The organism is Clostridioides sp. ZZV14-6154 (assembly GCF_020657785.1).
Lineage (GTDB): Bacteria > Bacillota > Clostridia > Peptostreptococcales > Peptostreptococcaceae > Clostridioides.
Genome location: NZ_JAGWCY010000009.1, coordinates 1 through 19053, shown reverse-complemented (window position 1 = coordinate 19053; position 19053 = coordinate 1). Strand labels below are relative to the sequence as shown.

The window sequence follows — 19053 nt, the reverse complement described above, 5'->3', positions numbered from 1 at the left end:
AAAAGTGGTGATAATGTGATAAGATTAATATTAATAAGACATGCTTTGACAACTGATAATGAAAAAGGAAGATTATCAGGTCATATAAATAGTTATATTAGTGAAGAAGGTAAATTACAAATAAATAAAATTACAAAATATATGAGTAGTGAAAGTATAGATAAGATTTACACAACTCCATCTTCACGTACTAAAGATACAATAGAGAAAATATCAAAGCTGAAATCAATAGAAATAGAAGAAAGAGAAAATCTAAGAGAAATTAGCTTTGGAGACTTTGAAGGAATAACTTTTGAAGAGATAAAAGTTAAATATCCAAAAGAATTTGAAAAAATGATAGAAGAAGGTAGCAATTATAGATACCCAAATGGGGAAAGCTTGATAGATTCATATGAAAGAATAGCAAAAGAGATTGACAATATAATTTTAGAAAATGATGATTATTTAAATAGAAAAACAATACTTATATGTTCTCATGCAGGTACAATAAGAAATATAATAACATATTTGATTTCTGGTAGTTATAAATATCATTGGAACTTTAAAATTGATAATGCATCTATTACAATTTTGGAAGTTGATAATGGATTTACTGTAATAAATAAAATGAATTTTACTGAATTTATATAATTCAATATAAATTAAATATTAAATATTAAACGATATGTGCTTATAAAATTACTAACAAAAATAGAATACTAGATTAAAATTAGGTTCTCAATGAGATGTAAAAAGGGAAAAAGGTTAGATGCCTTTGCAGCCCCCGCTACTGTGAAACCAACGAAACTATAAATACCACTGTCAATTTGATGGGAAGGTTATGGAAGTAGGATGAAGTTAAGCCAGGATACCTGCCTAATTTAATTTAAAACATGAGGTCTTCGGGGTGAAAGATTTTTAATTAATATATATAAAAGTCCTAGCTTTAGAAGCACTAGGACTTTTTTTAGTTTATTTATAGGTAAAATTTAACTTTAAGGAGGGGAGAAAGTGGGTAAAAAAGTAATGCTACAGGGAACTGCATCAAATGTAGGTAAGAGTATTTTATCAGCAGGATTGTGTAGAATATTTAAACAAGATGGTTATACTGTTGCTCCTTTTAAGTCGCAAAATATGGCTTTAAATTCTTTTATAACTAAAGAAGGATTAGAAATGGGAAGAGCACAAGTATTTCAAGCAGAAGCTGCAAAAATAGAGCCGATAGCAGATATGAATCCAGTTTTATTAAAACCTTCTGGAAATCATAAAAGTCAAGTGATTGTAAGAGGAAAAGTTGTAGGAGAGATGCCTTCATCTGAATATCATGATTATAAGCTAGAATTGGTAGATGTATTAAAAGAAACCTTTAATAATTTAAGTTCAATGTATGACATTGTGGTTATGGAAGGTGCAGGGAGTACTGCGGAGATAAATTTAAAAGATAGAGATATATCCAATATGGGTATGGCAAAAATAGCAGATGCACCAGTAATAATAGTTGGGGATATTGATAGAGGTGGAGTATTTGCATCATTAGCAGGTACAATGCTTTTATTAGATGATGATGAGAGAAAAAGAGTCAAAGGAGTAATAATCAATAAATTTAGAGGAAAAAAGGAACTCCTACAAGATGGTTTAAAGATGCTTGAAGATATTATAAAAGTACCTGTTTTAGGTGTGGTTCCTTATATGGATATAAAAATAGAAGATGAAGATAGTGTAACAACTAGATTTAAGAAAAAAATGGATAAAAATGATATACATATAGAAATAATTAGAACTCCACATATGTCAAATTTTACAGATTTTAATATATTTGAAACACAAGAAGATGTAAGCCTTAGATATGTAGACTATGGAGAAGCTATAGGAAATCCAGATATATTGATAATACCTGGAACTAAAAGTACTATAGATGATTTAAAGTACATAAGAGAAAGTGGTCTTGAGTCACAAATTAAAAACTTACATAGTCAGGGTAAATTGATATTTGGAATATGTGGTGGGTATCAAATGTTAGGTAAAAAATTAAAAGACCCTTATCATGTTGAAAGTGAAATTGAAGAATTAGATGGAATTGGTCTTTTAGATACAGAAACAATATTTGAAGAGGAAAAGACTACAACTCAAGTAGAAGCTACCATTATTGAATGTGCTGGTGAATATATGAACGACCTTAAAGGTAAGAAAGTAAAAGGTTATGAAATACATATGGGAATTACAAATCGTAGTAATAAAGTAAGTAGCTTAGACTTGATAACAAAAAAACTAGATAAAGAAATCAATTATACTGAAGGAAGTGTAAATAAAGAAGGTAATGTAATTGGTACTTATCTTCATGGAATATTTGATGAAATAGATTTTACAAGAGCAATTTTAAATAATATAAGGAAGAAAAAGGGATTAAAAGTATTAGAAAGTACTGTAAGTTCTTTTGATGAGTTTAAAGATAAAGAGTATGATAAATTGGCAGATTTCTTAAGAGAACATTTAGACATAGAGAAGATATATGAAATTATGAAATAAGAATGACTTTATATTTATACTTTAGGTAGGAGGTGTATTATGAAAAAGATTTTGATTGCAGGTACTAGCAGTGGAGTTGGGAAAACTACAATATCATTAGGAATAATGCAGGCTTTAGTTAAGAGAAATATGAAAGTACAGCCGTATAAAGTAGGGCCAGACTATATAGACCCTTCATATCACACATTTATAACTGGAAGACATTCTAGAAATCTGGATTCTTATATGTTAGATGATGAAAAGATAAAGTATATAGTAAATAAATCTTCAAAGGATGCAGATATTTCAGTAGTAGAAGGAGTTATGGGATTATATGATGGTTTTGGGATAGATTTAGATAACTGCACAAGTTCACATACTTCTAAGGTATTAAAAGCTCCAGTTATACTAGTTATAAATGGAAAATCTATGGCAGCATCTAGTGCAGCTATGGTACTAGGATATAGGGAACTAGATAAAGATGTGGATATAAAAGGTGTTATAGTAAATAATGTAAAAACTAAGAGCCATTATCAAATAATTAAGAGCTCTATAGAGAAATATTGTAATATCGAAGTGTTGGGATATTTTCCTCCAAATAATAAATTTTCATTGGAATCTAGACATCTAGGTCTAATTCCTAGTGTGGAGATGAAATCTTTAAGAGAAAAGTTTTATACTTTAGCTGATGAGATTGAAAACTACATAGATATTGATAGAATAATCGAAATCTCAGAAAGTGATGAATTTGAGAGTAGTTTTGATTTTCAAAATTTAATAGAAAATAATAAGATAAAAGAACAGATTAAGGATAAATCAATAGCCATAGCATATGATAAGGCATTCAATTTTTATTATAGGGAAAACATAGAACTTTTAGAGGAACTTGGATTAGAAGTAAACTATTTTAGTCCTCTTGAAGATACATCAGTACCAAATTCAGATTATATTTATATTGGAGGAGGTTTTCCAGAGATATTTGGGAAAGAACTAGAAGCAAATGAATCAATGAGAGCCTCTATATTAGAAGCACATAATAATAATATTCCTATTTATGCAGAATGTGGTGGATTAATGTACTTAGGTGAGAAGTTACTTAATCAAGAAGAACAAGAATTTAATATGGTTGGTATATTTAATGGAACTAGTAAGATGACAGCTTCTCTAAAGAGGTTTGGATATTGCCTTGGTGTAGCTAAAGAAAATACAATTTTATCTAAAGCAGGAGAAATTATTAAAGGGCATGAGTTTCATCATTCAATATTTGAAAGTGATGAAAAATGTGCATATTCAATGAAAAAAGAAAGAGATGGAAATTTAATAGAAGAATGGGATGGAGGTTATAGCAAAGGAAATACACTGGCAACATACCTTCACACACATTTTTATAATAATTTAAACTGCATAGAAAATTTTTTGGAAAAGGGAAATGAGTAAATGAATATTTTATCTATTTATATAGGGTATATAACAGATTTAATTGTAGGAGACCCATATTCTTTTCCTCATCCAGTAAGATTTATTGGAAAACTTATAAATTTTATCCAAGGAATAATAAGAAAGGTCTCTAAAAATGGAAAGCAGTTAAAAATTGGTGGATTTATATTATGGTTTGTAACTGTTGGAATAACCTACTTAGTAACCTATGTTATAGTGAAGCTATGTAGTTTTAATGTATTATTAAGTATCATAGTAAATGGGTTCATAATTTATACGACGTTAGCAACAAAGTGTTTAAAAGATGAAGCTATAAAAATTTATAATGTATTAAAGACTGGAGACATAGAGAAATCCAGAATGCAGCTATCTTATATAGTGGGTAGAGATACAACTAATTTAAGTGAACCTGAAATAATAAGAGCAACTGTAGAAACTGTGGCAGAAAATACTGTAGATGGTATAATTGCACCTATGCTTTATGCATTTATTGGAGGAGCACCACTTGCTATGGCGTATAAAGCTATAAACACCCTTGACTCAACTGTTGGATATAAGAATGAAAAATACAAAGATATTGGCTTTGCTTCTGCTAAAATTGATGATATAGCTAATTATATACCAGCAAGAATATCTGTTATTCTTATGACTATAGGGAGTTTTTTTCTTGGTTATAACTATAAGAGTTGTTTTAAAATTTCTATTAGAGATAGAAAAAATCATAAAAGTCCAAATTGTGCTTTTTCAGAAGGTGCAATATCAGGAGCCTTAGGAATTCAACTAGGAGGAACCAATGTTTATTCTGGGCAAAAAGTATATAAGCCAACAATAGGAGATAAAATTAGAGTGATAGATAGAGAAGATATAATTAAAACAAATAAAATTATGTATGCCTCTTCATTGACTTCTATATTAGCATTTACGCTGATATCTGTGGCATGTAGGATGATTTTTATTAACTTAATTATATAACTTAATTGTGTACTAATTTAAGGGGGATGTAGATGAAGGATTTGGGGCATGGTGCTAATGTAGACGAAATGGCAAAATTGTATGGGAAAGACCCAAAAGAAATAATAGATTTTAGTTCAAATATAAATCCAAAGGTTTTGCCAAATTTAGAAAAATATATTTTAAGAGGGTTAGATGAATGTAGGAATTATCCAGATATAAATTATACAAACTTGAGAAAAAATATCTCAAAATATATAAATATAAATCCAAACTTTATAATACCTGGAAATGGAGCAACAGAGATAATTTATTTGCTTATGAAGAGTATTAAAAAAAGATTGGCTATAATAAACCCCACTTTTTCAGAGTATAGAAGAAGTGCCAAATTAAATAATATAGATATTATAGATTTAGAATTAGATTCAAATAATAATTTTAAACTTGATATAGATACAGTAAAAAATAAAATTGAAAAATTTGATAGTTTATTTATATGTAATCCTAATAATCCTAGTGGGAATGTTCAAGATTTAAAGGAACTTGTTTGTTTACTAAATGAAAACAATAAGATGCTAATAATTGATGAAACTTTTATGGAATTTGTTGAAAATGAAAATGAATATAGTTTAGTTAAATATATAGAGTCAAATAAAAATATATTTATAATTAAGGCTGTGACTAAATTTTTTGGAATGCCTGGTTTAAGATTAGGATATGGTCTTACAAGTAATAGCAAGATTATGGATAAAATTTATGAGTATAAAGAACCCTGGACTATAAATTCTTTTGCTGATATGCTATCCAATTTTATTTTTGAAGATAAAGATTATATTAGAAATAGTAAAGAGTTCTACATAAAAGAAAGAAAATACATGTTACAAGAGTTAAAAGATATAAGAAACATAAAAGTTTATGATACAGATGCTAATTTTATCCTAATAAAACTTTATAAGAAGATAGCTGATGAGTTAAAAAAAGATTTGTTTAAGCGTGGAAATATATTGGTTAGAGATGCGTCTAACTTTATAGGATTGGATGACAGTTTTATAAGGATAGCTATAAAATCTCATGAAGATAATAAAATTCTTATAGAAAATATAAAAAATTTATTAGGAGATTAAAATGAAATCTTATGGAATATGCCCAGCATCATGTGGAGAGTTTGTTCAAGGGATAATAGATGATGAAGAATATCTATGTTCATATGCTATAAATATGTATTCTAAGGTATGTATTGAAGAGAAATTAAAAGATATAAATTTAGGTGGATATAAATCAAGAATAGCTATAGAAAAGGTATTTGAAAAATTTAATTTGCCTAAAAAAGATACCAAAAACATTTCTTTAAATATAAACAGTAAAATACCTGTTGGAAAAGGAATGGCAAGTTCGACAGCTGATATAGGAGCTACTATAAAAGCAACATTATCGTTGATAGATAAAGATTTAAACAGTGAAGAAATATCGAAATTGGCAGCAGAAATAGAACCAACAGACTCTATATTTATAAATAAAAATAGTATATTTAATCCTCTAAATGGCACTGTTATAAAATACTTAGGAAATATAACTAATGCAAAAGTTATAATTCTTGAACCTAATAAAGTATTAGATACGATGAAAATTAGAATGAGGAAAGATTATAGTAAGTTAAAAATCGAAAATAAGGAAACTATAAAAAAGTCATTTGCTCTTTTAGAAGAAGGTCTGAAGAAAGATGATTTATCCTTAGTTGGAGAGGCTTGTACATTAAGTAGTTTAGCAAATGAAAATATAGAAAAAAAAGAATACTTAAATGAAATAATAAAAATATCCAAGCTATATGGAGCCTATGGAGTAAATATTGCCCATAGTGGTACAGTAATAGGTATTTTAATTGATAAGCTTATGAATGATAAGAAATTAATAGATGTATTATATGAGTCTAATATAAATTCTGTTTATAATAAAATCTATACCTTGGATATAATAGATGGTGGAATTAAGGGGGAAGTAGAATGGAATACATAAAGAATCCTATGAAAATAGAAGAGAGAAGTTTTGAATTAATACAAGGAATAATAGATGAAATCAGACCAGATTATAAATTTAAAGATGAGATTGAAGAAAAAATAATAAAAAGAGCTATACATACTACTGCTGATTTTGATTACTTGGATATATTAAAAATATCAGAAAAGGCAGTTGATAGTATAATAAATGCACTAAAAAATAATGCAAGTATTTATACAGATACAAATATGGCTCTTAGTGGAATAAATAAAAAGAAGCTGGAAGCATTGGGATGCAAATATAAATGTTTGGTAGCAGATGATGAAACTGCAAAAGTGGCTAAAGAAAAAGGTATTACCCGTTCCATGGCAGCTGTAGAAATTGCAGCAAAAGAAGAAGGAAGAAAGATATTTGTACTTGGGAATGCACCAACAGCTTTATATAAAGTCATGGAAATGAAATCAGAAGGAAAATTGGATGTAGATGCAGTTATAGGAGTTCCAGTAGGTTTTGTAGGAGCACAAGAGTCAAAAGATGAAGTTGAAAAGACAGATATACCATATATAATTTCTAAAGGTAGAAAAGGTGGTAGTAATTTAGCAGCAGCAATAGTAAATGCTATCTTATATGCCATGTAGGTATCTATATGGAAGAATATGTATATATAGATGGGAAAAAGTATCGTAGAGGATATACTACAGGTTCTTGTGCTACAGGTGCATCTAAGGCTGCTGTATATATGATGATTACAAAAAATAAAATTGATACTATAAACATAGATACTCCTAAGGGAATACCGCTATCATTAAATGTTGATAATGTAAACATTTCTGATGACTTTGTAGAATGTTCTGTAAAAAAAGATGGTGGAGATGATATAGATGCAACACATACTATGGATATCTATGCAAGAGCTGAAATTATATCTAAAACTGATGATAGCAATAATTATCTTACCTTAGAAAATATTGATAACATAAATATTAGTGAAGAGTGTCAAAGTGAACTCTATAAATTTATTAGGGTCTATGGTGGAACTGGTATTGGAGTAGTAACTAAAAAAGGATTAAGTGTAGGTGTTGGTAAACCTGCTATAAATCCAACTCCAATAAGGATGATAAATCAAGAAATAATAAAGCTTATAGAAAGTGATTATGAATCTATGTTTGGGTATGATAAAGTTTTAAAAATAACAATCTTTGCTCCACAAGGAGAAGAAATCGCAAAAAAAACATTTAATCCAAGGTTAGGAATAGTTGGAGGAATATCTATAATAGGTACAACTGGGATAGTTGAGCCTATGAGCGATGAGGGATGGAAAAAATCTTTATCTATAGAGCTCCAAATGAAAAAAGAACAAGGTTTAGACAAAATAATATTAGTTCCAGGAAATCATGGAGAACAATTTATAAGAGAGAAACTGAACTTAGATATTAAGTATGTAGTAAGAACCAGTAATTTTATAGGTTATATGATTAAAGAGGCTCAAAGAATAGGATATAAAAAAATATTGATGGCTGGGCATATAGGTAAATTTATAAAAGTATCAGCTGGAATTTTTAATACTCATAGTAAAGTAGCTGATGCTAGAAGTGAGATATTAGTGGCAAATCTAGCTTTAATGGGAGCTACACATGAATTTTTACATAAAATAAATCAGTGTTTAACGGCTGAAGAAGCTGTAGAGTTAATAAATAATAGCGAATATAAACAGGTTTATAATATATTGAGTAATAAATGTAGAGATAGAGTAAAGCAGTATTTAAATGAAGATGTAGATGATATTGATGTAGAAGTAATAATTTTTTCAATGGATAAGTCTTTGTTAGGAAAATCAGATAATACAGATGCTTTAGTGGAGGTTTTTATATGATAAATATAATAGGTTTAGGGCCTGGTAACTTAGACTATATAACAAAAAAAGGTGAAAATTTAATTTCTACTTCAGATGTATTAATTGGTGGCAGAAGGAATTTAGAATCTGTAAAAAACTTTGAAGGAGAAAAAATAATATTAGATTCTAATTTAAGAGAAATTGTAGAGTATATAAATAACAATAGTGAAAAGCAAATATCAATAATAGCTTCAGGTGACCCATTGATATATGGTATAGGTAAATATTTATCTAAAAATATTGATAATAAGATGTTAAATATGGTTTCTGGAATTAGTTCTTTACAATATATATTTTCAAGGATATATGTTGATATGAATGATTTATATATTACCAGTAGTCATGGTAAAATACCAGATTTCGATTATATACTATCACATAAAAAAGTATGTATGGTTACAGATTCTAAGATAGGGCCAAAGCAAATAAGTAAAGAAATAATAGATAGAAATTTAAATAAAATTATTGTTGTAGGTGAGAATTTATCATACAACAATGAAAAAATAACAATAGCAAAGCCAGAAGAAATAATAAGAATGGACAATTTCGGAATGAATGTTGTGGTGATTTTAGATGAAGAATAGTGAATTTATAACAGGTAAGGTTCCAATTACTAAAGAAGAAGTTAGAGCAATATCAATAAGCAAACTAAATTTAGTAAATGCTAAGAATTTCATAGATATAGGTGCTGGTACAGGAAGTGTAAGCATTGAAGCTGCATATAACTATCCCAATTTAAATGTTATATCTATAGAGAAAAATGATGATGCTGTAGAGCTTATAGAAAAAAATATAAAAAAGTTCAATTTAAAAAATATAGAAGTAATAAAAGGCTATGCACCGATAAACATAAACTTAAATACTAAAGTTGATTCTATTTTTCTTGGGGGTACTGGAAATAACTTAGAAGAAATAATAGCATGGTCTAAAAAAACTTTAATTACAAGAGGAAGACTTGTAGCTAATTTTATAATCATAGAAACATTTAACCAAACTCTAAAGTTACTTAGAAAATATGGGTTTAAAGAAATAGATGTATGTGTTTTAAATGTTTCTAAACTAGAGAAACTGGGAAAAGGTGAATATTTTAAACCACTAAATCCTATATATATAATATCTTGTGAAAAAGGGGAAAATGATGATGAATAAAGTACATTTTGTAGGAGCAGGACCTGGAGACAAAGAACTAATAACTTTGAAAGGGTATAAACTATTAAGTAATGCAGATGTAGTAATATATGCAGGGTCACTTGTCAATCCTGAGCTTTTAGAATATTGTAAAGAAGATTGTCAAATACATAATAGTGCACATATGGATTTACAAGAAATAATAGATGTTATGAGAGATGGTATAGAAAATAACAAGTCTGTTGTGAGATTACAAACAGGAGATTTTTCTATATATGGTTCAATTAGAGAACAAGTGGAAGATTTAAATAAATTGAATATAGACTATGATTGTACACCAGGAGTGAGTTCTTTTTTAGGAGCAGCTTCATCTCTAGGAGTGGAATATACAGTTCCTGAAATTTCTCAAAGTGTCATTATAACGAGAATGGAAGGAAGGACTCCAGTTCCTGAAAAGGAATCAATACAATCTTATGCTAAGCATCAGACATCTATGGTAATATTTTTATCTGTTCAAGAGATTGAGAAGGTTGTATCTAAATTATTAGAAGGCGGTTATCCAAAGGACACACCTATAGCAGTTATATATAAAGCTACGTGGGCGGATGAAAAAATAGTTAAAGGAACTTTAAATGATATAGCTGTAAAAGTTAAAGAAAATAACATAAATAAAACGGCTTTAATAATGGTAGGTAGATTTTTAGGAGAAGAATATAATAATTCAAAGTTATATGATAAGGATTTTAAACATGAGTATAGAGGGTAATATCGCTATAATTTGTATTACTGAAAACGGAAAAAATTTAGCTAGAAAGATAGAATCTTTAGTAGACAATTGTATTGTATATCAAATAAAAAATAAAAAAGGTACTTTATCTATTAGTCAGGAAGATTCTGTGCAAATAATACAAAAAAAACTAAGTGATTTTGTAGGAGAGGTATTTAATAAATTTGAGTACATAATATTTATAATGGCGACAGGGATAGTTGTACGGAGTATAGCACCATATATAAGAAGTAAGTTTAGTGACCCTGCAATTCTAGTGATAGACGAGAAAGGACAAAATGTAATAAGTTTATTGAGTGGACATGTTGGAGGAGCAAATAGTTTAACACATTATATAAGTAGTCTTATCAATGCGAATCCAGTAATAACAACAGCTACTGATGTAAACCAAAAAGCTTCTTTAGATATGATAGCAAAAAAATTAAATGCTTATATTGATAACTTTAGAGAAAATGTAAAAGAAGTAAATTCTATGTTAGTAAATGGCAAATGTGTTGGTTTGTATGTTGAGGAAGGCTATCAAGTTGACACTAGAGGATTTAAGCTTATAAAAAGTAGTAAAGAATTAAAAGATAGTTGTTTAAATAAAGATATAGAAAGAATAGTTATAGTAAGCAACAAGATAAATTTTACTAAAGATATTGAAAGTTTAGAGATAGATAATTTAGAGATGGATAATAACTTTACGCATAATTATTACAGAGAAAAAATAATAAAAGTGATTCCAAAAGATATAGTTATAGGGATTGGGTGTAGAAAATACACAGATAGTAAGTTGATGTTTGATTCTTTACTAGAATTTTTTGAGGAACAAAATATAGATATTAAAGCTGTGAAAATAATTGGAAGTATAGAACTAAAAAAAGATGAAAATGCAATCATTGATTTAGCAAAAAAACTAAAAGTGCCATTTAAGACATTTTCAAGGGATGAAATATCCAAGGTTGATGATATGTTTGATAAATCTGATTTTGTGAAAAAAAATGTAGGTGTATATTCAGTAGCAGAACCTGTAGCATATCTTTTAAGTAAAGGGAACTTAATAGTTGAAAAACATAAATATAAAGGAATAACTTTTTCAGTAGGGAGAATAAAAATATGATATATGTTGTAGGAATTGGACCAGGCAGTAAAGATACAATGACTTTGGAGGCGATAAAAGCAATAGAGGACTCTGAGGCTATTGTTGGATATAAGACTTATATAAATTTAATAGAAGAATTTATAAGTGATAAAGAAGTAATTCAAAATGGTATGAGACAAGAAGTTGATAGATGTAAACAAGCAGTAGAGGAAGCAAAAAAAGGGAAAAAAGTAGCAGTTATAAGTAGTGGAGATGCTGGTATATACGGAATGGCAGGACTTATTTTAGAATTAATATCTAAGGAAAGTGAAGATATAAAAGTTAAAGTAATTCCAGGTGTTACTGCTAGTATTGGTGCAGCGGCTATACTTGGAGCACCTATTATGCATGATTTCTGCCATATAAGTTTAAGTGATTTAATGACTCCATGGGAAGTAATTGAAAAAAGATTAAAGTTAGCTGCAGAAGCTGATTTTGTAATATGTCTATATAATCCAAGAAGTAAGGGAAGAAGTGAACATCTAAGTAAAGCATTTAAAATAATGGGAGAGTTTAAAGATGGAAATACACCTGTTGGAGTCGTCAAAGATGTAGGTAGAGAAAAAGAAACTAAGTTTATATGTACTTTTGAGAATATGGATTTTGAAAAAGTTGATATGACTACTATGGTTATAATCGGAAATAAATCTACTTATATTGATGGTGAACTGATGATAACTCCAAGAGGTTATACAGTATGATTTTGATTTTAGGAGGAACTTCAGATAGTTTAGCCATATGTGATAGAATAAATGAATTGGGAAATCATCCCTATGTACTTTCAGTAACTACAGAATATGGAAAAGAACTTGCACAAAAACATGCAAATAATATAGTTTTAGGTAAGCTTGGAAAAGAAGAGATGCTAAGGTTTATAAAGGATAATCATATAGTTAGAATAATAGATGCTACTCATCCTTATGCAGTTGAAGTATCTAAAAATGCTATTACTTGTGCAAAGTTATCAAACATAGAATATACAAGATTTGAAAGAAAATCCTTAATAGAAGAAATAAATTATGACAATAAGTTTATAGTAAATACAATTGAAGAAGCTTGTAAAATTGCAAATAAAATAGGAAAAAATATATTTATAGGAACAGGAAGTAAAAACTTAAACAGATTTGTAGAAGAAATAAGTAATAAAAATTTAGTGGTTAGAGTTCTTCCAACAAGTGAAGTTATCTTAAGTTGTGAAAAATTAGGTTTAAATGCAGACAATATAATAGCAATGAAGGGTCCGTTTAGCCAGTGTATAAACGAAGAAACATATAAACATTATGATGTAGATTTAGTTATAACAAAAGAAAGTGGGGTAGCAGGAGGTTTTTTAGAAAAAGTAAATGCATGTAAAAATCTCAATATACCAGTAGTAATTATTAAACGAGAATCGATTAACTATGAAAATGTAATTAATGACATAAATAAAATTAAAGACGTAATTGTGTGATTTTTAGGAGGAGAAGATATGAAGAAAGCCTTATTAGTAGTAAGTTTTGGGACAAGCTATCATGAAACAAGAGAAAAGACAATAGATGCATGTGAAAATAAAATAAAAAATTCATTAAAAAATTATGATTTTTTTAGAGCTTATACATCAAACATGATAATAAACAAAATAAAGAAAAGAGATGGCATAGAAATAGACAACCCTATACAAGCTTTAGATAAAATATATGAGCAAGGGTATGAAGAAGTAATAATTCAAACGCTTCATATTATATGTGGAGAAGAATTTAATAAGCTAAAAGAACAAGTAGAAAGCTATTCTTCTAAATTTAAAAAACTTGTATTAGGTAGACCTTTACTTACTCACATAGAGGACTATCAAGAATCAGTAGAGGCAATTAAACATCAAATTCCTCATATGGAAAGTGATGAAGCAGTAGTATTTATGGGACATGGAACAGTTCATGAGTCTCATTCAGCATACCCAGCCTTAGAATATATGCTTAGAGATAATGGAGTAAATGCTTATGTTGGTACAGTTGAAGGTTATCCAGAAATAGAACATGTAATGAGAAGATTAAAAGAAGGAAATATAAAAACTATAAATTTAATGCCATTTATGCTAGTTGCAGGTGACCATGCTATAAATGATATGGCAGGAGATGAAGAGGATTCTTGGAAGACAATACTTGAAGATAATGGATTTAATGTGAAAATTTATTTAAAAGGGCTAGGAGAAAATCCTTATATACAAGATAAATTTGTTCGTCATGCTCTTAAATGTGCAGAAACTGCTAAGTTTTATGGTATAGGAACAGGACCAGGAGATAGCTCTTTACTTACAATAAAAGCAGTTAATACTCTAAAAAAACTAGATATTTTATACACTCCAGAGTCAAAAAGGGGTGGAGAAAGTTTGGCATTATCAATAGTTAATGAATATTTACCAGAATCATTAGAGATAAAATCTAGACATTTCCCAATGAGTTTTGACGGAAATGAAAAAGAACTAGCTTGGGACAATGTAGCAGAGGAAATTATCTTAGATGTTAATAATGGAAAAAATGTAGGATTTGTAACACTGGGTGACCCTATGCTTTATAGTACATATGTGTATATAATGAACAGAATAGTAGATGAGATAGAAGTAGAAACTATACCAGGAATTTCTTCATTTTCGAATATAGCATCTAATCAAAATTTTCCATTGGTTATGGATAGAGAAGCATTAGTAGTAGTTCCTTGTACTATGGAAGATGATAAGATAGAGAATGCTCTACAAAATTATAATTCCATAGTGTTAATGAAAGTGTATAAAAATTTTAAAGAAATAATAAAAAAATTAGAAAAATATAATCTGATAGAACATGCTATTTTAGTTAGTAATTCGTCTCAAGATAGTGAAACTGTATTTAAGGATTTAAGAGAAGCACACCTTGAAGATAAGATATCTTATTTTTCTACAATACTAGTAAATAAAGAGAACAAAATAAAATAGACGAATGTAATACTTAAAGGAGATTTAATATGAATATTGTGGTTGGAACTAGGGGTAGTAATCTAGCACTTATACAAACTGAATGGGTAATAAATGAGCTAAAAAAGAAATATCCTCATATTAATTTTGAAATCAAAATTATAAAAACAAAAGGAGATATAATTCAAAATGTTTCCTTAGATAAGATAGGCGATAAAGGTTTATTTGTAAAAGAAATAGAGCAACAATTATTGGATGGACAGATAGATATAGCAGTACATAGTATGAAAGATATGCCATCTTATTTAGCAGATGGGCTAAAATTTGCTCATACACCTAAAAGAGAAGACCCAAGAGATGTGTTAATACTTAGAGATGAATATAAAAACTTAGATGATTTACCTCATGGAGCAGTAATAGGAACAGGGAGTAAAAGAAGAAAGTTTCAATTATTAAAGCAAAGACCTGATTTAAACATAGTTCAAGTTAGGGGAAATGTAGAGACTAGAATACGAAAAATCAAAGATGAAAATCTACATGGAATAGTATTAGCTGCATCAGGAATAATAAGGGCTAATTTACAAAATAAAATAAGTTCTTATTTACCTGTTGATGTTGTTATTCCAGCACCTGCTCAAGGGGCTTTAGCTATAGAGATAAGAAGTAATGATAGTGATGTTGAGGAAATAGTGAACTCGCTAAAAGATAATGATACAGAAATCCAAATATTAGCTGAAAGAGGATTTTTAGATGGTGTGAATGGAAGTTGTCATATCCCAATGGCGGCTTATTGTGAAATAAATCAAGATAAAATACATCTTACTGGTTTATATGGTGATTCAGATGGAAATAAAATAGTAATTAAGTCCATAGAAGGAGATATTTCTTCTCCTAGAGAGTTAGGTTTAAAGTTAGCTAAACTTGTATTGAAGGAGTATGAAAATTATGAAGGGTAAGGTTTACTTAGTAGGTGCAGGACCAGGTGATTATAAACTCATGACTATGAAAGGTTTAGAGTGTATAAGAAAATCAGATGTAATAGTATATGATAGATTAGCAAATAGTAGTTACTTAAGAGAAGCTAAACCAGATTGTGAATTTATATATGTAGGAAAGGCATCAAGCAATCATATTTTACCACAAGAGGATATAAATAGAGTTATATCAGAAAAAGCTAAAGAAGGAAAACTTGTGACTCGTTTGAAAGGTGGAGACCCTTATGTATTTGGTAGAGGTGGAGAGGAAGCAGAGACTCTAGTGGATGAAGGTATAGAGTTTGAAGTAGTTCCAGGGATAACTTCTGCAATAGGAGGCTTATGCTATGCGGGTATTCCTATAACACACAGAGACCATGCTTCATCATTTCATGTAATAACAGGTCATTTGAAAGGTGATGATAGTGGAGAATTAAATTGGAATGCTCTTGCAAACAATAAAGGTACTCTTGTGTTTTTGATGGGGATTTCTAACTTGAAGAAAATAAGTGAAAACTTGATGAAAGAGGGAAAAAGCAAAGATACACCAGTTGCTCTTATAAGTTGGGCAACTAGGTATAATCAAAGGGTTGTTACATCTACACTTGAAAATGTATATGAAGTTGCTATCAAAGAAGAAGTAAAACCACCAACTCTTATAGTAGTTGGAAGTGTTGTAGGACTTAGAGAAAAACTGAATTTCTTTGAAGGTAAACCTTTATTTGGAAAAAGTATAGCTGTAACTAGGTCTAGAAATCAAAATAGTATATTAGTTGAAAAGATAATGGATTTAGGTGGGAATCCAATAGAGATACCTACTATTAAGATAGAAAAAATACAAGATAATACTAAATTGGAAAATGAAATAAAAAATATAAGTGAATATAAATATCTAGTTCTAACCAGTAAAAATGCAGTAGAAATATTTTTTGAGAAGATTTATGAAATGAATTTTGATTCAAGAATATTGTCTAATCTAAAGATATGTGCTATAGGCTCAGCTACATCAAGTGAATTGAAAAAAAGAGGAATTATAGCAGATATAGTACCAAAAAAATTTGTAGCAGAATCATTATATGAAGAGCTAGCACCAATTTTAAATGACAATGATAAGATACTCATACCTAGAGCAGAAAATGCTAGAGACTATTTAGTTGATAAACTTAAAGATATTTGTGAAGTAACAGAAATACATACATATAGAACAGTGATAGATGAAGATAAAAGAAATGAGATATTAGATATTTTAAATTCTAATGAGATAGATTATATAACATTTACAAGTTCATCAACAGTAAATAATCTTATTGAGATTATAGGAAAAGAAAATATTAAAATCTTAGATAAAATAAAAGTATTGTCTATAGGGCCTATAACTACAGAGACAATAAATAATTTAGGAATAAATTTATATAAAGAGGCTACAACATCTACAATAAATGGATTAGTAGATTTAATTATAGAAAATTAATTTTGGAGGATTGAGATGTTAAGAAGACCAAGAAGACTAAGAGCAAGTAAAGCAATAAGAAATTTGGTGAGAGAAACTAAAGTAAATGTGGAAGATTTAATATACCCTCTATTTGTAGTAGAAGGTGAGAATGTAAAAGAAGAAATTAAATCTTTACCAGATGTTTATCACTTATCAATAGACATGTTGGAAGAAGAAATAAAAGAAATAAGAGATTTGGGAATTGAACATATAATGTTATTTGGTGTACCAGATGAAAAAGACGAATGTGCATCACAAGCGTTTAATGAGAATGGAATAGTACAAAAAGCGATTAGAAAGATAAAGGAAATAGATTCAAATATAAATGTAATAACAGATGTCTGTATGTGTCAGTACACAAGTCATGGGCATTGTGGAATTTTAACAGATACTGGTTATGTTGATAATGATAAATCATTAGAATATTTAGCTAAGATATCTGTAAGTCATGCTAAAGCAGGAGCAGATATGGTTGCTCCATCTGACATGATGGATGGAAGAATACACGCAATAAGAGAAGCTTTAGATGAAAATGGTCTGGAAAATATCGGTATAATGGCTTACAGTGTTAAATACGCTTCAAATTTTTATGGGCCTTTTAGAGAAGTAGCTCATTCAGCACCATCATTTGGAGATAGAAAGACATACCAGATGGACCCTGCAAATAGCAATGAAGCTATGATAGAAACGGAACTTGATATATTAGAAGGTGCAGATATACTTATGGTTAAACCTGCATTATCATATTTAGATGTCATAAGAAGAGTTAAAGATAATTTTGATTTGCCTTTAGCTGCTTATAATGTAAGTGGAGAATACTCTATGCTTAAGTTAGCTGTTAAAGAAGGATTATTAAATGAAGATGTAATTCTTGAAGCAATCACATCTATAAAGAGAGCAGGAGCAGATATAATAATAACTTACTTTGCTAAAGATATTGCTAAATTATTAAGAAAATAAGCTATTAAAATATAAAGTATTATGAAAAGTATAGAAATTGTAATTTGTTATTTTAAACTATTTTATCTACAAGTCTAGTACTCTATAGTCCTAGTAAATGAAAATATGAGTGACCTTACAATTTCTATATTTGTTTATGTATTTAATAAAAATTTTGGAGGGTAAAAATGCTATATCCTATTAACTTAAAATTAGATGACTTAGATGTAGTCATAATAGGAGGAGGAGAGGTTGCATATAGAAAATGCAAAAACTTTCTAGATTTTAATAAGAGTGTTACTGTAGTTTCTAAACATATTTTAAATAAGTTTTATGATTTAGAAGGGAACATAAATATAATAAAAGACAATTATAAAGAAGAATATATAGAAAGTAGTTCTGTGATAATTGCTGCTACAGATAATAGGGCGTTGAATTTAGAAATAGGATTATATTGCAGAGAAAATAAAAAACTAGTAAATGTTGTTGATAATGTAAAAATATCAAATTTCACCATTCCATCCTATGTAAAAAGAGGTGATTTACTTATAAGTGTATCCACAGGGGGAAAAAGTCCATCTTTGTCTTCAAAAATAAAAAAGGAGCTTGAAGAAAAATATACTGAGGATTATGAGGAATATTTGAATGTGTTAGGTGAGATTAGAAAAGAAGTTATAAAAAAATATCAAGATAAGAATAAAAGAAAAAGTATACTTAATATGTTGATAGCACTTGATTTAGATGAATTAAAAAAGTTTAATGTATAAAGTTTTTTGAAAAAAATATTAAAAAGCTGTTGACGAATTATTTTTAAGGTGATATAGTATTACTTGTCCTTAAGAAAAGGGCAAACATGAAAAATGAACTTTGAAAATTAAACAGTAGGTTAATTTATAAAACAAGAAACAAACCATAAAGCCAGA

The 19053-nt window shown here is 28.6% G+C and carries 19 protein-coding genes and 1 riboswitch; all 19 genes read left to right on the top strand.

The features are described from left to right. Window positions 1-15: 15 nt before the first annotated feature. The 19 genes from KGF45_RS15405 (at window position 16) to KGF45_RS15315 (ending at window position 18897) form a co-directional block, all read left to right on the top strand. Complete coding sequence (locus KGF45_RS15405; RefSeq protein WP_227842862.1) at window positions 16-630, top strand: histidine phosphatase family protein; 615 nt, start codon at window positions 16-18, stop codon at window positions 628-630. 64 nt (window positions 631-694) lie between these two features. Then, window positions 695-874, top strand: a riboswitch (cobalamin riboswitch). A gap of 116 nt (window positions 875-990) precedes the next feature. After that, window positions 991-2505: a cobyric acid synthase gene (locus KGF45_RS15400; protein WP_227842861.1), complete on the top strand. Its 1515-nt coding sequence runs from the start codon at window positions 991-993 to the stop codon at window positions 2503-2505. A gap of 39 nt (window positions 2506-2544) precedes the next feature. Continuing rightward, the gene (locus KGF45_RS15395; RefSeq protein WP_227829059.1) at window positions 2545-3921 is read left to right on the top strand and encodes a cobyrinate a,c-diamide synthase; all 1377 of its coding nucleotides are present in this window, start codon (window positions 2545-2547) and stop codon (window positions 3919-3921) included. Further along, the gene (gene cbiB / locus KGF45_RS15390) at window positions 3922-4893 is read left to right on the top strand and encodes an adenosylcobinamide-phosphate synthase CbiB (RefSeq protein WP_227829058.1); all 972 of its coding nucleotides are present in this window, start codon (window positions 3922-3924) and stop codon (window positions 4891-4893) included. It abuts the gene before it with no gap. Between the two features lie 32 nt (window positions 4894-4925). Beyond that, window positions 4926-5996 (top strand): aminotransferase class I/II-fold pyridoxal phosphate-dependent enzyme, encoded by a 1071-nt coding sequence (locus KGF45_RS15385; RefSeq protein ID WP_227829057.1) that lies wholly within the window; start codon window positions 4926-4928, stop codon window positions 5994-5996. A gap of 1 nt (window position 5997) precedes the next feature. Then, window positions 5998-6885 carry a cobalamin biosynthesis protein gene (locus KGF45_RS15380; RefSeq protein WP_227829056.1) on the top strand — a complete coding sequence of 296 codons (888 nt, stop codon included), beginning with the start codon at window positions 5998-6000 and terminating at the stop codon, window positions 6883-6885. After that, window positions 6873-7505: a cobalt-precorrin-8 methylmutase gene (locus KGF45_RS15375; RefSeq protein WP_227829055.1), complete on the top strand. Its 633-nt coding sequence runs from the start codon at window positions 6873-6875 to the stop codon at window positions 7503-7505. The genes KGF45_RS15380 and KGF45_RS15375 overlap by 13 nt, the downstream gene beginning before the upstream one ends. 8 nt (window positions 7506-7513) lie before the next feature. Then, window positions 7514-8740, top strand: coding sequence for a cobalt-precorrin-5B (C(1))-methyltransferase CbiD (gene cbiD / locus KGF45_RS15370; protein ID WP_227829054.1), 1227 nt, complete (start codon window positions 7514-7516; stop codon window positions 8738-8740). Beyond that, a complete protein-coding gene (locus KGF45_RS15365) occupies window positions 8737-9345 on the top strand; it encodes a cobalt-precorrin-7 (C(5))-methyltransferase (RefSeq protein ID WP_227829053.1) in 609 nt (202 codons plus the stop codon). Before cbiD ends, KGF45_RS15365 begins: the two co-directional genes overlap by 4 nt. Continuing rightward, window positions 9335-9910 (top strand): decarboxylating cobalt-precorrin-6B (C(15))-methyltransferase, encoded by a 576-nt coding sequence (locus KGF45_RS15360; protein WP_227829052.1) that lies wholly within the window; start codon window positions 9335-9337, stop codon window positions 9908-9910. Before KGF45_RS15365 ends, KGF45_RS15360 begins: the two co-directional genes overlap by 11 nt. After that, complete coding sequence (locus tag KGF45_RS15355; protein WP_227436149.1) at window positions 9903-10655, top strand: cobalt-precorrin-4 methyltransferase; 753 nt, start codon at window positions 9903-9905, stop codon at window positions 10653-10655. The genes KGF45_RS15360 and KGF45_RS15355 overlap by 8 nt, the downstream gene beginning before the upstream one ends. Beyond that, window positions 10621-11778 (top strand): cobalt-precorrin 5A hydrolase, encoded by a 1158-nt coding sequence (gene cbiG / locus KGF45_RS15350; RefSeq protein WP_227829051.1) that lies wholly within the window; start codon window positions 10621-10623, stop codon window positions 11776-11778. The genes KGF45_RS15355 and cbiG overlap by 35 nt, the downstream gene beginning before the upstream one ends. Continuing rightward, entirely contained in the window at window positions 11775-12500 is a 726-nt protein-coding gene (gene cobJ, locus KGF45_RS15345) for a precorrin-3B C(17)-methyltransferase (RefSeq protein WP_227829050.1), read from the top strand. The genes cbiG and cobJ overlap by 4 nt, the downstream gene beginning before the upstream one ends. Then, window positions 12497-13249, top strand: coding sequence for a precorrin-6A reductase (gene cobK / locus KGF45_RS15340; protein ID WP_227829049.1), 753 nt, complete (start codon window positions 12497-12499; stop codon window positions 13247-13249). The genes cobJ and cobK overlap by 4 nt, the downstream gene beginning before the upstream one ends. Before the next feature lie 18 nt (window positions 13250-13267). Continuing rightward, window positions 13268-14746, top strand: coding sequence for a cobalt-factor II C(20)-methyltransferase (locus tag KGF45_RS15335; RefSeq protein WP_227842860.1), 1479 nt, complete (start codon window positions 13268-13270; stop codon window positions 14744-14746). Window positions 14747-14775: 29 nt separating this feature from the next. Continuing rightward, complete coding sequence (hemC, locus tag KGF45_RS15330) at window positions 14776-15681, top strand: hydroxymethylbilane synthase (RefSeq protein ID WP_227842859.1); 906 nt, start codon at window positions 14776-14778, stop codon at window positions 15679-15681. Next, complete coding sequence (gene cobA / locus KGF45_RS15325; protein WP_227842858.1) at window positions 15671-17170, top strand: uroporphyrinogen-III C-methyltransferase; 1500 nt, start codon at window positions 15671-15673, stop codon at window positions 17168-17170. Before hemC ends, cobA begins: the two co-directional genes overlap by 11 nt. A gap of 15 nt (window positions 17171-17185) precedes the next feature. Further along, complete coding sequence (gene hemB, locus KGF45_RS15320; RefSeq protein ID WP_227842857.1) at window positions 17186-18151, top strand: porphobilinogen synthase; 966 nt, start codon at window positions 17186-17188, stop codon at window positions 18149-18151. Window positions 18152-18318: 167 nt separating this feature from the next. Then, window positions 18319-18897, top strand: coding sequence for a bifunctional precorrin-2 dehydrogenase/sirohydrochlorin ferrochelatase (locus KGF45_RS15315; protein ID WP_227829044.1), 579 nt, complete (start codon window positions 18319-18321; stop codon window positions 18895-18897). Window positions 18898-19053 lie beyond the last annotated feature (156 nt).

Bases quoted from the DNA above. Each gene is read 5' to 3' on its own strand.
- KGF45_RS15395 (WP_227829059.1), top strand. From the start codon at position 2,545: ATGAAAAAGATTTTGATTGCAGGTACTAGCAGTGGAGTTGGGAAAACT.
- cbiB (WP_227829058.1), top strand. From the start codon at position 3,922: ATGAATATTTTATCTATTTATATAGGGTATATAACAGATTTAATTGTA.
- KGF45_RS15385 (WP_227829057.1), top strand. From the start codon at position 4,926: ATGAAGGATTTGGGGCATGGTGCTAATGTAGACGAAATGGCAAAATTG.
- KGF45_RS15380 (WP_227829056.1), top strand. From the start codon at position 5,998: ATGAAATCTTATGGAATATGCCCAGCATCATGTGGAGAGTTTGTTCAA.
- KGF45_RS15375 (WP_227829055.1), top strand. From the start codon at position 6,873: ATGGAATACATAAAGAATCCTATGAAAATAGAAGAGAGAAGTTTTGAA.
- cbiD (WP_227829054.1), top strand. From the start codon at position 7,514: ATGGAAGAATATGTATATATAGATGGGAAAAAGTATCGTAGAGGATAT.
- KGF45_RS15365 (WP_227829053.1), top strand. From the start codon at position 8,737: ATGATAAATATAATAGGTTTAGGGCCTGGTAACTTAGACTATATAACA.
- KGF45_RS15360 (WP_227829052.1), top strand. From the start codon at position 9,335: ATGAAGAATAGTGAATTTATAACAGGTAAGGTTCCAATTACTAAAGAA.
- KGF45_RS15355 (WP_227436149.1), top strand. From the start codon at position 9,903: ATGAATAAAGTACATTTTGTAGGAGCAGGACCTGGAGACAAAGAACTA.
- cbiG (WP_227829051.1), top strand. From the start codon at position 10,621: ATGATAAGGATTTTAAACATGAGTATAGAGGGTAATATCGCTATAATT.
- cobJ (WP_227829050.1), top strand. From the start codon at position 11,775: ATGATATATGTTGTAGGAATTGGACCAGGCAGTAAAGATACAATGACT.
- cobK (WP_227829049.1), top strand. From the start codon at position 12,497: ATGATTTTGATTTTAGGAGGAACTTCAGATAGTTTAGCCATATGTGAT.
- KGF45_RS15335 (WP_227842860.1), top strand. From the start codon at position 13,268: ATGAAGAAAGCCTTATTAGTAGTAAGTTTTGGGACAAGCTATCATGAA.
- hemC (WP_227842859.1), top strand. From the start codon at position 14,776: ATGAATATTGTGGTTGGAACTAGGGGTAGTAATCTAGCACTTATACAA.
- cobA (WP_227842858.1), top strand. From the start codon at position 15,671: ATGAAGGGTAAGGTTTACTTAGTAGGTGCAGGACCAGGTGATTATAAA.
- hemB (WP_227842857.1), top strand. From the start codon at position 17,186: ATGTTAAGAAGACCAAGAAGACTAAGAGCAAGTAAAGCAATAAGAAAT.
- KGF45_RS15315 (WP_227829044.1), top strand. From the start codon at position 18,319: ATGCTATATCCTATTAACTTAAAATTAGATGACTTAGATGTAGTCATA.